This is a genomic window from Extensimonas soli, from assembly GCF_029211265.1.
Taxonomy (GTDB): domain Bacteria; phylum Pseudomonadota; class Gammaproteobacteria; order Burkholderiales; family Burkholderiaceae_C; genus Extensimonas; species Extensimonas soli.
On record NZ_JARGEL010000025.1, the window covers coordinates 22930 to 35612 of the forward strand.

9 protein-coding genes and 1 tRNA gene are annotated in these 12683 nt (G+C 62.2%); all 10 read right to left on the reverse strand.

What is annotated here, in order from left to right; translation table 11 throughout:
- Positions 1 to 30: 30 nt before the first annotated feature.
- On the reverse strand, positions 31 to 4263 hold the full coding sequence (rpoC, locus tag PYV55_RS12305) for a DNA-directed RNA polymerase subunit beta' (protein WP_275851630.1): 4233 nt from the start codon (positions 4261 to 4263) through the stop codon (positions 31 to 33).
- 99 nt (positions 4264 to 4362) lie between these two features.
- Positions 4363 to 8475, reverse strand: a complete 4113-nt coding sequence (gene rpoB, locus PYV55_RS12310) for a DNA-directed RNA polymerase subunit beta (RefSeq protein WP_275851646.1) — start codon at positions 8473 to 8475, stop codon at positions 4363 to 4365.
- A gap of 264 nt (positions 8476 to 8739) precedes the next feature.
- On the reverse strand, positions 8740 to 9120 hold the full coding sequence (gene rplL / locus PYV55_RS12315; RefSeq protein WP_275851632.1) for a 50S ribosomal protein L7/L12: 381 nt from the start codon (positions 9118 to 9120) through the stop codon (positions 8740 to 8742).
- A gap of 126 nt (positions 9121 to 9246) precedes the next feature.
- Complete coding sequence (gene rplJ, locus PYV55_RS12320; protein ID WP_275851635.1) at positions 9247 to 9747, reverse strand: 50S ribosomal protein L10; 501 nt, start codon at positions 9745 to 9747, stop codon at positions 9247 to 9249.
- Positions 9748 to 10013: 266 nt separating this feature from the next.
- Positions 10014 to 10709 (reverse strand): 50S ribosomal protein L1, encoded by a 696-nt coding sequence (rplA, locus tag PYV55_RS12325; RefSeq protein ID WP_275851637.1) that lies wholly within the window; start codon positions 10707 to 10709, stop codon positions 10014 to 10016.
- Entirely contained in the window at positions 10710 to 11141 is a 432-nt protein-coding gene (rplK, locus tag PYV55_RS12330; protein ID WP_275851639.1) for a 50S ribosomal protein L11, read from the reverse strand. It lies immediately after the preceding gene.
- 141 nt (positions 11142 to 11282) lie between these two features.
- A complete protein-coding gene (nusG, locus tag PYV55_RS12335) occupies positions 11283 to 11870 on the reverse strand; it encodes a transcription termination/antitermination protein NusG (protein WP_275851641.1) in 588 nt (195 codons plus the stop codon).
- Positions 11867 to 12253: a preprotein translocase subunit SecE gene (gene secE, locus PYV55_RS12340; RefSeq protein ID WP_275851648.1), complete on the reverse strand. Its 387-nt coding sequence runs from the start codon at positions 12251 to 12253 to the stop codon at positions 11867 to 11869. The genes nusG and secE overlap by 4 nt, the downstream gene beginning before the upstream one ends.
- Before the next feature lie 89 nt (positions 12254 to 12342).
- Positions 12343 to 12418, reverse strand: a tRNA-Trp gene (locus tag PYV55_RS12345).
- Positions 12419 to 12439: 21 nt separating this feature from the next.
- A partial coding sequence (locus PYV55_RS12350; RefSeq protein ID WP_472924677.1) for an EF-Tu C-terminal domain-related protein occupies positions 12440 to 12683 on the reverse strand: 244 nt, incomplete at its 5' end.

A 12683-nucleotide genomic window follows, 5' to 3' on the forward strand; every position in this document is an offset into this window, starting at 1 on the left:
GGCGCTGTGGCGCTGTAGTGCGGTCCGTGCTCAGTCTGCGGAGGCGTCGCTGCCGCTGGTGCTTTCAGCCTCGGGCACAGCGTGCGCTGCGGCCTCCAGCTCGGCGGCCTCGGCCTCGGCGATGGCGCGCCGCTCGGCCTCGTCCATGGCGTCCTTGGCCTTGCGCGCGTGGTGGTAGGCAAAGCCCGTACCGGCAGGGATCAGGCGGCCCACGATGACGTTTTCCTTCAGGCCGCGCAGCTCGTCGCGCTTGCCCATGATGGCCGCCTCGGTGAGCACGCGCGTGGTCTCCTGGAACGATGCCGCGGAAATGAAGGAATCCGTAGAGAGCGAGGCTTTGGTGATGCCCAGCAGCACGTTGGTGAAGGTGGCCGGAATCTTGCCCTCAGCCTGCAGCGCCTCGTTGGTGTTGAGGATTTCGGAGCGCTCGACCTGCTCGCCCGCGATGTAGCTGGACTCGCCGGGGTTGTCCACCACGACGCGGCGCAGCATCTGGCGCACGATCACTTCGATGTGCTTGTCGTTGATCTTCACGCCCTGCAGGCGATAAACGTCCTGCACCTCATCGACGATGTAGCGCGAGAGCTCTTCGATGCCGAGCAGGCGCAGGATGTCCTGCGGATCGGCCGGGCCATCGACGATGAGCTCGCCCCGGTTCACCACCTGGCCTTCGTGCACCAGGATGTTCTTCTCTTTGGGGATGAGCTCCTCCCACACCTTGCCGTCGGGGTCGGTGATCTGCAGGCGGATCTTGCCCTTGGTCTCCTTGCCGAAGGACACGGTGCCGGTGAGCTCGGCCAGCGTGCCCTTGTCCTTGGGCGTGCGCGCTTCGAACAGTTCGGCCACGCGCGGCAGGCCGCCGGTGATGTCGCGCGTCTTCTGGCCTTCGACCGGGATGCGCGCCAGCACTTCGCCGGGGCCCACGTCCTGGCCGTCGCGCACCTGGATCAGCGCGCCCACCTGGAAGCCGATGGTCACCGTGTGGTCGGTGCCCGGAATCTTGACCTCGTTGCCCGCCGCGTCCAGCAGCTTGACCAGCGGGCGCACGACCTTGGCCGCGCCGCGGCGCTTGGGATCGATCACCACCAGGGTCGAGAGGCCCGTGACCTCGTCCACCTGCTTGGCCACCGTGAGGCCTTCCTCGACGTTCTCGAATTTCACGCGGCCGGCGAATTCCGTGATGATGGGGCGCGTGAGCGGGTCCCAGTTGGCGAGCACGGTGCCGGCCTTCACGGCCTGGTCGGGCTTGACGGTCAGCACCGCGCCATAGGGCACCTTGTGGCGCTCGCGCTCGCGGCCGTGTTCGTCCTGGATGATGATTTCGCCCGAGCGTGCGATCACCACGAGCTCGCCCTTGGTGTTGCTCACGTAGCGCATGGTGGCGTTGAAGCCGATGATGCCGTTGGACTTGGCTTCGACGCTCGAGGCCACCGCGGCGCGCGAGGCGGCACCGCCGATGTGGAAGGTGCGCATGGTCAGCTGCGTGCCGGGCTCACCGATCGATTGCGCGGCGATCACGCCCACGGCTTCGCCGAGGTTGATCAGGCCGCCGCGGCCCAGGTCGCGGCCGTAGCAGCGCGCGCACAGGCCGTAGCGTGTCTCGCAGGTCAGCGCCGTGCGCACCTTGACTTCATCCACGCCCGCGGCTTCGATCTCTTCGATCAGGGTTTCGTCCAGCACCTGGCCGGCCGGCACGAGCACGGCCTGCGTTTCGGGGTGCAGCACGTCTTCGGCCGCAGTGCGGCCCAGAATGCGCTCGCGCAGCGATTCAATGACCTCACCACCTTCGACGATGGCGCGCATGAGCGAGCCGTTGGCCGTGCCGCAGTCGTCTTCGGTCACCACCAGGTCTTGCGTGACGTCAACCAGGCGGCGCGTGAGGTAGCCGGAGTTGGCCGTCTTGAGCGCCGTGTCGGCCAGGCCCTTGCGCGCGCCGTGCGTGGAGATGAAGTACTGCAGCACGTTCAGGCCTTCGCGGAAGTTGGCCGTGATCGGCGTCTCGATGATCGAGCCGTCGGGCTTGGCCATCAGCCCACGCATGCCGGCGAGCTGGCGGATCTGCGCCGCGGAGCCGCGCGCGCCCGAGTCGGCCATCATGTAGATGGAGTTGAACGACTCCTGATCGACTTCCTTGCCGTGGCGGTCCAGTACCTTTTGCTTGGCCAGCTGCTGCATCATGACCTTGGAGACCTCGTCCCCGGCCTTGCCCCAGATGTCCACGACCTTGTTGTAGCGCTCGCCCGCCGTGACCAGGCCCGAGGCGTACTGCTGGGCGATTTCCTTCACCTCGGCTTCAGCGCGCTCGATGATCTCGGCCTTCTGCGGCGGCACCAGCATGTCGTCGATGCAGATCGACATGCCAGCCTGCGTCGCCAGGCGGAAACCGTTTTGCAGCAGCTTGTCGGCAAACACCACGGTTTCCTTCAGTCCGCACTTGCGGAAGGAGACGTTGATGAGCTTGGAGATTTCCTTTTTCTTGAGCGCCTTGTTGAGGTGCTCGAAAGGCAGGCCCTTGGGCAGGATTTCGGACAGCAGCGCGCGCCCCACGGTGGTGGCCACGAGCTTGACTTCGGGTTCGAAGTCGCCGGTTTCCTTGTTCTTGCGCCACTCGGTGATGCGCACGTTCACGCGCGAGGCGAGCTCGACTTCGCCCGCGTCGAAGGCGCGCTGCACTTCGCCCACGTCGGCAAAAACCATGCCCTCACCCTTGGCGTTGATGTGGTCGCGGGTGGCGTAGTAAAGGCCCAGCACCACGTCCTGCGAAGGCACGATGGAGGGCTCGCCCGAAGCCGGGAACAGCACGTTGTTGGAGGCCAGCATCAGCGTGCGGGCTTCCATCTGCGCCTCGACCGACAGCGGCACGTGCACGGCCATCTGGTCACCGTCGAAGTCGGCGTTGAAGGCCGCGCAGACCAGCGGGTGCAGCTGGATCGCCTTGCCTTCGATCAGGATGGGCTCGAAGGCCTGGATGCCCAGACGGTGCAGCGTGGGCGCACGGTTGAGCATGACCGGGTGCTCCTTGATCACCTCTTCGAGGATGTCCCAGACCACGGGCGTGCCGGATTCGACCTCTTTCTTCGCGGCCTTGATGGTCGTCGCGATGCCCATGGCTTCGAGGCGCGAGAAGATGAAGGGCTTGAACAGCTCCAGCGCCATGAGCTTGGGCAGGCCGCACTGGTGCAGCTTGAGCGTGGGGCCCACGGTGATCACCGAGCGGCCCGAATAATCGACGCGCTTGCCCAGCAGGTTCTGGCGGAAGCGCCCGCCCTTGCCCTTGATCATGTCGGCCAGCGACTTGAGCGCGCGCTTGTTCGCACCCGTCATGGCCTTGCCGCGGCGACCGTTGTCGAGCAGGCTGTCCACGGCTTCTTGCAGCATGCGCTTTTCGTTGCGCGCAATGATTTCCGGCGCCTTGAGCTCGAGCAGGCGGCGCAGGCGGCTGTTGCGGTTGATGACGCGGCGGTACAGGTCGTTCAGGTCCGACGTGGCAAAACGGCCGCCGTCGAGCGGCACCAGCGGGCGCAGGTCGGGCGGCAGCACGGGCAGCACCTCGAGCACCATCCAGCCGGGCTTGATACCCGATTTTTTGAACGCTTCGAGCACCTTGAGGCGCTTGGCGTTCTTTTTGACCTTGGCTTCGGAGCCGGTCAGGTCGCCGCGCAGCCTTTCGATTTCAGACTCGATGTCTATGGACTCGAGCAGCTCTTTGATACCCTCGGCGCCCATCTTGGCGACGAACTCGTCGCCATATTCCTTGAGCTTGGCGTCGTAGTCGTCCTCGCTCATGATGCTGAACTTCTTGAGCGGCGTCATGCCCGGATCGGTGACGACGTAGGCTTCGAAATACAGCACGCGCTCGATGTCGCGCAACGTCATGTCGAGCACCAGGCCCAGACGCGACGGCAGCGACTTGAGGAACCAGATGTGGGCGCAGGGCGCGGCCAGGTCGATGTGCCCCATGCGCTCGCGGCGCACCTTGGTCTGCGTGACTTCGACGCCGCATTTTTCGCAGATCACGCCGCGGTGCTTGAGGCGCTTGTACTTGCCGCACAGGCACTCGTAGTCCTTGATGGGGCCGAAGATCTTGGCGCAGAACAGGCCGTCGCGCTCGGGCTTGAAGGTGCGGTAGTTGATGGTTTCGGGCTTTTTCACCTCGCCAAAAGACCACGAACGGATCTTTTCGGGCGAGGCCAGGCCGATGCGAATGGCGTCAAAGTGCTCATCCGGCGTGAATTGTTTGAACAGGTCGAGCAAGGATTTCATGTCGAACTTCCTTAAATGATGAGGACGGGGCTGGAATAGGGGTACAGGCAGATGCAACGGTGCGGCCCCGTGCGCGCTCGCGCGCAGGGCCGCTGGCCGTCAATCCCTCTCCAGCTCGATGTCCAGGCCCAGCGAACGGATTTCCTTGACCAGCACGTTGAACGATTCGGGCATCCCGGCCTCGATCGAGTGCTCGCCCTTGACGATGTTTTCATAGACCTTGGTGCGGCCCTGCACGTCGTCGGACTTGACGGTGAGCATTTCCTGCAGCACGTAGGCGGCACCGTAGGCCTCGAGCGCCCACACTTCCATTTCGCCAAAGCGCTGGCCGCCAAACTGCGCCTTGCCGCCCAGCGGCTGCTGCGTGACCAGGCTGTACGGCCCCGTGGAACGCGCGTGCATCTTGTCGTCGACCAAGTGGTGCAGTTTGAGGTAGTGCATGTAGCCAATGGTGGTCGGACGCTCGAAGCGATCGCCGGTGCGGCCGTCGTGCAGGTAGGCCTGCGTACGCGCGGGGGTCAGGCCCTTGCGCGCGACGATGTCGTCGGGGTAGGCGAGCTGCAGCATGGCGCGGATTTCGTCTTCCGAGGCGCCGTCGAACACGGGCGAAGCAAAGGGCACGCCATCGACCAGGTTGGACGCCATGGCAAACAAGGCCTCGTCACCAAGCTTGGAAAAATCCTCGCTGCGACCGCGCGCGTTGTAAACCCCTTCGAGGAACTTGCGCAGTTCTGCCGCCTTGGCCTCGCGCTGCAGCATGTCGCCGATGCGCTGGCCAATGCCTTTGCCGGCCCAGCCCAGATGCACTTCGAGCACCTGCCCGATGTTCATGCGCGAAGGCACACCCAGCGGGTTCAGCACGATGTCCACGGGCGTGCCGTCGGCCATGTAGGGCATGTCCTCGATCGGCACGATCTTGGACACCACACCCTTGTTGCCGTGGCGGCCGGCCATCTTGTCGCCAGGCTGCAGACGGCGCTTGACGGCCAGATAGACCTTGACCATTTTGAGCACGCCTGCGGGCAATTCATCTCCCTGCGTGAGCTTTTTGCGCTTTTCTTCGAACGCGAGGTCGAAGTTGTGGCGCGTCTGCTCGAGCGCGTTCTTGATGCTCTCGAGCTGCGCTGCGACCTCGTCCTCGGCGGGGCGGATGTCGAACCAGTGGAACTTGTCGATCGCGTCCAGATAGGCTTTGTCGATCTTCGTGCCCTTGGGCAGCTTTTGCGGGCCGCCGTTGGCGACGCGGCCGAGCAGGAGCTTCTCGATACGGTCGAAGGCGTCGGCCTCGACGATGCGCAGCTGGTCGTTCAAGTCGAGGCGGAAGCGCTTGAGTTCGTCGTCAATGATCTGCTGCGCACGCTTGTCACGCGGGATGCCCTCGCGCGTGAACACCTGCACGTCGATCACCACGCCCTGCGAGCCCTGGTCGACGCGCAGCGAGGTGTCTTTCACGTCGGAGGCCTTTTCGCCGAAGATGGCGCGCAGCAGCTTTTCTTCGGGTGTGAGCGTGGTTTCGCCCTTGGGCGTGACCTTGCCCACGAGCACGTCGCCGGGCTGCACTTCGGCGCCCACGTAGATGATGCCCGAGTCGTCGAGGCGGTTGAGCTGCTGCTCGCTCAGGTTCGGGATGTCGCGCGTGATTTCCTCGGCGCCCAGCTTGGTGTCGCGCGCCATGACCACCAGTTCCTCGATGTGGATGCTGGTGTAGCGGTCGTCGGCCACCACTTTTTCGGAAATCAAGATCGAGTCCTCGAAGTTGTAGCCGTTCCAGGGCATGAAGGCGATCAGCATGTTCTGCCCGATCGCGATCTCGCCCAGGTCGGTCGAGGCGCCGTCAGCGAGCACGTCGCCTTTTTCGAGGCGGTCGCCACGCTTGACGATGGGGCGCTGGCTGATGTTGGTGTTCTGGTTGCTGCGCTGATATTTGATGAGGTTGTAGATGTCCACCCCCACTTCACCCGCCACCGCTTCAGCGTCGTTGACGCGGATCACGATGCGCGTGGCGTCCACGTAGTCCACCACGCCGCCGCGCTTGGCCGTCACCACGGTGCCCGAATCGACCGCGGCCACGCGCTCGATGCCGGTGCCCACCAGGGGCTTTTCGGGGCGCAGCACGGGCACGGCCTGGCGCGACATGTTGGCGCCCATCAGTGCGCGGTTCGCATCGTCGTGCTCCAGGAAGGGCACGAGCGACGCTGCCACCGAAACGATCTGCGCAGGCGACACGTCCATGTATTGCACGGTCTCGGGCGCGGTCAGGATGGATTCGCCCTTTTCGCGCGCGGAAACCAGCTCGCCCACCAGGCGCCCTTCCTTGTCGAGCGCGGCGTTGGCCTGGGCGATCACGTACTTGCCCTCCTCGATGGCGGACAGGTAGTCGATCTCGCTCGTGACCTTGCCATCGACCACGCGACGGTACGGCGTTTCGATGAAACCGTATTCGTTCAGGCGCGCATACAGCGCCAGCGAGTTGATCAGGCCGATGTTCGGGCCTTCGGGCGTTTCGATCGGGCACACGCGGCCATAGTGCGTAACGTGCACGTCGCGCACCTCAAAGCCGGCACGCTCGCGCGTCAGACCGCCAGGGCCCAGGGCCGAGACGCGGCGCTTGTGCGTGATCTCCGCCAGCGGATTGGTCTGGTCCATGAACTGCGACAGCTGCGAGGCGCCGAAGAACTCCTTCAAGGCCGCAGAAATCGGCTTGGAGTTGATCAGGTCGTGCGGCATCAGTGGCTCTTGCTCGGCCTGTCCCAGACGTTCCTTGACGGCCTTTTCGATGCGCGCCAGGCCCATGCGGTACTGGTTTTCGGCCAGCTCGCCCACGCAGCGCACGCGGCGGTTGCCCAGGTGGTCGATGTCATCAACCTCGCCGCGGCCGTTGCGCAGCTCGACCAGGATCTTGACCACGGCCAGGATGTCTTCATTCGACAGCACCATGGCGCCGGTGGACTCTGCCCGCCCCACACGCGCATTGAACTTCATGCGTCCCACGCGCGAGAGGTCATACGTGTCGGGGTTGTAGAACAGGCGCTGGAACAAGGCCTGCACGGCGTCTTCGGTGGGCGGCTCGCCGGGGCGCATCATGCGGTAGATCGCCACGCGCGCGGCAAACTCGTCAGCGGTCTCGTCGATGCGCAGCGTCTGCGAGATGTAGGGGCCCTGGTCGAGCTCGTTGGTGTAGAGGCACTGCAACTCCTGCACGCCCGCACTGCGCAGTTTTTTCAGCAAGGCCTCGGTCAGCTCTTCGTTGCCCTTGGCGAGGATTTCGCCGGTGTCGGGATCGACGATGTTGCGCGCCAGCACGCGGCCGATCAGATAGTCTTCGGGAACGCTGATATGCGTCGTGCCCGACTGCTCGAGCTCACGCACATGGCGCGCCGTGATGCGCTTGTCCTTGGGCACGATGACCTTGCCGGACTTGTCGGTGATGTCAAAGCGCGCCACCTCGCCCTTGAGGCGGTCGGCAATGAATTCCAACTGCGCACCACTGTCCATCAGGCGGAAGTTGTCGTTGACAAAAAAGTGCGCGAGGATCTGCTCGGCATTCAGGCCGATCGCCTTGAGCAAAATCGTGACCGGCATCTTGCGCCGGCGGTCCACGCGGAAATACAAAATATCCTTGGGATCGAATTCAAAGTCCAGCCACGAACCACGGTAAGGAATGATGCGCGCCGAGAACAGCAATTTGCCCGAACTGTGCGTCTTGCCCTTGTCATGCTCGAAGAACACGCCGGGCGAGCGGTGCAGCTGCGAGACGATCACGCGCTCGGTGCCGTTGATGATGAACGAGCCCTTGTCGGTCATGAGCGGCACTTCGCCCATATAGACCTCCTGCTCCTTGACCTCCTTGACCACCTTCGACTGGGCTGTGGAAGATTCACGGTCGTAAATGATCAGCTGCACCTTGGCGCGCACAGCCGAAGCAAAGGTGAGGCCGCGGGTCTGACATTCACGCACATCGAACGCTGGCTTGGCCAGGTTGTATTCGATGAACTTCATCTCCACGAAACCGTTGTGCGAGACGATAGGGAACGCGGATTGGAATGCGGCCTGCAGGCCTTCGGTGGCCCTTTTCTGGGGCGGCATATCTGCCTGCAGGAAAGCCGTATAGGCGTCCTTTTGCATTTGCAGCAGATAGGGAACTTTCAGCACGCTTTCGCGGCTGCCGAAACTTTTGCGGATGCGCTTGCGTTCGGTGAACGAATAGGCCATGAGATCTCCGGGCAAAGACATGGAATGGGGTCTTCGACGACTGCCCCGCAAAGTCTGACTTTGCAGGCTTGGCGGTTGGCCGCTACCAACCATGGCGGACGGCGATGCCTTGCACATCGCCCGTACCAAGGCGTCTTCTGCTGTCGGGGGTATACAGAAGACACTCGAAAACCGCCAGAGCAGCGGGGGTTTTCGGGTGCGCTCTGAAAGCGCCAAAGGCTGGAGGCCCTTGGCGAGCGCTCCAGCCCTTGCGGACGGCCAAAATTACTTGAGTTCGGCCTTGGCGCCAGCTTCCACGAGCTTCTTGACGGCAGCTTCGGCGTCGGCCTTGGCAATGCCTTCCTTGACGTTCTTGGGAGCGCCATCGACCAAGTCCTTGGCTTCCTTGAGGCCCAGACCGGTGATTTCACGCACGGCCTTGATGACCGACACCTTGTTGGCGCCAGCTTCTTGCAGCACCACGTTGAACTCGGTCTTCTCTTCGACCGCGGCAGCTGCTGCGCCACCAGCGCCGCCCGCAGCGGGGGCAGCCATGGCGGCAGCGCTCACACCGAACTTTTCCTCGATGGCCTTGACCAGGTCATTGAGTTCCATGACCGTCATGCTGTCAAGCGCGGTCAGAAATGCGTCTTTATCGAATGCCATTTTGATTTCCTGATATTTGGTTAAGGACCCATGCCAAATTCACGCTGCAGGCCCAGGGCGCTTTCGCCGGAAGTGGCCCAAACAGCTGCACTTGCATGGATCAGGTTTGACAAGTTTGCTGCGCCCTTATGCGGCCACAGCTTCGCCTTTTTTCGTGGCCAGCGCGCCGAGCACCACTGCGGTACGCGAGATGGGGGACTTCAGCAAGCCACACAGCTGCGCCAGCAACACTTCCTTCGGCGGAATGTTGGCCAGCTGCTTCACGCCTTCAACGTCGAGGGCTTTCCCGGCGAATGCACCACCGCGAATGACCAATTTGTCATTGGTCTTCGCAAAATCGGCCACCACTTTCGCGGCAGCCACGGCGTCTTCCGAGAAGCCATAGATCAGCGGACCCGTCAACTGGTCCGACACCACTTCGAATGCGCTGCCTGCCACCGCGCGGCGTGCCAGGGTGTTCTTGAGAACACTCAGGTTCACGCCTTTGCTGCGTGCATCCACGCGCAGTCGTGTCATGTCGGCCACCGTAATGCCACGGTATTCCGCAATCACGAGCGTTTGAGCTTTAGCGGCGAGCTTGGTCACATCCTGTATGACCGCTTCTTTCTCACTGCGATTCAGACTCAAGGTTTACTCCTTAAAAAATGTGTTTTGGGGTTTGCACCCTGGAACACGCTCTTGTTGCAGCGACCAACTGTGGAGGAACAAATTCCATCTGCAGCGGGATCGCCATCTGCGTTGGCCCATGGGGTTTAAGTGCACCGGTCTGCACACCAACGGTCTTGGATGGCCCGCAAATGCACGCATCTGCGACCCACCACATCAGGCCCCGAGAAGAGGCCTGAAGATTTCTTCTTGCTTAGCGCAAATTCTGCTTCGCAATATCTTTTGACTCAGGCGGCGATGGATTGGGTATCCACACGCACCCCGATCCCCATGGTCGAAGACAAGGCCACCTTGCGCAGGTACTGCCCCTTGCTCGACGCGGGCTTGGCTTTGTTCAGCGCATCGATAAGCGCGGCGAGGTTGCCTTGCAGTTTTTCGTTTTCGAACGAGCGGCGGCCAATCGTGCCGTGCACGATACCGGCCTTGTCCACGCGGAACTGCACCTGACCGGCCTTGGCATTCTTGACCGCCGTGGCCACATCGGGCGTTACCGTACCCACTTTGGGGTTGGGCATCAGGCCGCGCGGGCCGAGAATCTGGCCCAGCGTACCGACGACGCGCATGGCATCCGGCGCGGCGATCACCACGTCAAACGGCATGTCGCCAGCCTTGATCATGGCGGCCAGGTCGTCCATGCCGACGATATCGGCCCCCGCCGCCTTGGCCTCTTCCGCCTTGGCGCCTTGGGCAAACACTGCCACGCGGGTGGTCTTGCCGGTGCCATTGGGCAGCACCACGGCGCCGCGCACCACCTGGTCGGACTTCTTCGCATCGACGCCGAGCTGCACGGCCACATCGATCGATTCGTCGAACTTGGCCGTTGCGGCTTCCTTCACGAGCGCCAGCGCCTCACCCAGCGGATACAGCTTGGTGCTTTCCACCTTGCCCTGCAAGGCTTTCTGCTTTTTCGTCAACTTGGCCATTTACAAACCCTCCACCGAAACGCCCATGGAGCGCGCCGAACCCGCCAAAGTGCGCACCGCCGCATCCACGCTGGCGGCATTCATGTCTTTCATCTTGGTTTGCGCGATTTCTTCGAGCTGCGCGCGCGTGATCTTGCCGACCTTGGTCTTCAGCGCATTGGCAGAACCCTTTTCGAGCTTGATCGCCTTTTTGATCAGGGTCGTCGCGGGCGGCGTCTTGATGATGAAAGTGAAGCTCTTGTCCGCAAAGGCGGTGATCACCACCGGCAGCGGCAGCCCCGGCTCTACACCCTGGGTCTGGGCATTGAATGCCTTGCAGAACTCCATGATGTTGAGACCGCGCTGACCGAGCGCCGGGCCAATGGGTGGTGAGGGATTGGCTTTACCAGCTGGCACTTGCAGCTTGATGAAGCCGACGATTTTCTTCGCCATGCTTTACTCCTTACGGGTGCGAACGCCTGCATTTTTTGCAGGCTCCCCGTGATAAACGACTCTTTGATCTATGTTTTGTGCGCCGAGTCGGGAAGCGCGACATTCTTTTCTGGGTCTTGCGCCAGCCGGCGCAAAGACCTTTCAGGTTTTTTCCACCTGCGCGAATTCGAGTTCCACCGGGGTGGAGCGCCCGAAAATCATGACGGAAACGCGCAAACGGCTTTTCTCGTAATTGACTTCTTCCACCGCACCATTGAAATCGGTGAACGGCCCATCCTTGATGCGCACCACTTCGCCCACGATGAATTCGATTTTGTGGCGCGGCTTGTCAGCCCCCTCCTGCATCTGCAGGAGAATTTTTTGCACCTCTTCTTCCGAAATCGGCGCTGGGCGGTTTTTGGCTCCGCCGACAAAGCCCGTGACCTTGCTCGTGTGTTTCACGAGGTGCCAGGTATCGTCGTCCATGACCATTTCAACGAACACGTAACCCGGGAACAAACGCCGCTCGGCCGTCTTGCGCTGACCGTTTTTTATCTCGACCACCTCTTCGGTGGGCACAAGGATACGGCCGAATTTATCCTGCATGCCGGAGCGCGCGATACGTTCACGAATATTGCGTTCGACCGCCTTTTCCATGCCAGAATAGGCATGGACGATATACCATTGCATACCCGGAGTGGCAGGAGACAGGTTGTTCGCGGCCTCAACCGCTTCCGTAGCATTCGTCATGATTTTCTCCAGCCCAACACCAGATCGTACAAAACCCACTCCAGCGTTTTGTCCGTCACCCACAAAAACAAGGCCATGATCACGACGAAAGCAAATACGTAGGCCGTCATCTGCATCGCCTCCTTGCGGCTGGGCCAGACGACTTTTTTGACCTCGCGCCAGGCGTCGCGGGCAAAGCCGACGAAACGCCGCCCGGACTCCGAAAGCAGGAAAACGCCCACGGCAAGCGCAAGCCCCAGCAGCAGGGCCGCCCATTGCACCACCGCGCCCTGCTTGGCGAGCAAATAAAAGCCAGCCACGGAAGCGAGCACCAAAACAGCTACCACTGCAATTTTGGCTTTATCCGCGCCCGTTTGTACGGTTTCGACCTGTGTTGTGGCCATATCTGATGTATTCCGCAATCTCGTTTCCAGCACCTTGAAGACGCTGAAGCCCGCCAAGGCTTGGCGGGCTTGTGAAGGCCACCTTCAAGTGGCAGGGGCAGTAGGAATCGAACCTACAACCTTCGGTTTTGGAGACCGACGCTCTGCCAATTGAGCTATACCCCTACTGAACCTCTCTCAAGCCGTTCAGGCAAGAATCTTTGCCACGACGCCGGCGCCGACGGTGCGCCCGCCTTCACGGATGGCAAAGCGCAGGCCTTCTTCCATGGCGATGGGGTTGATCAGCTTGACGGTGATCGACACGTTGTCGCCAGGCATCACCATTTCCTTGTCGGCCGGCAGCTCGATCGCGCCGGTCACGTCGGTGGTGCGGAAGTAGAACTGCGGACGGTAGTTGTTGAAGAACGGCGTGTGGCGGCCGCCTTCTTCC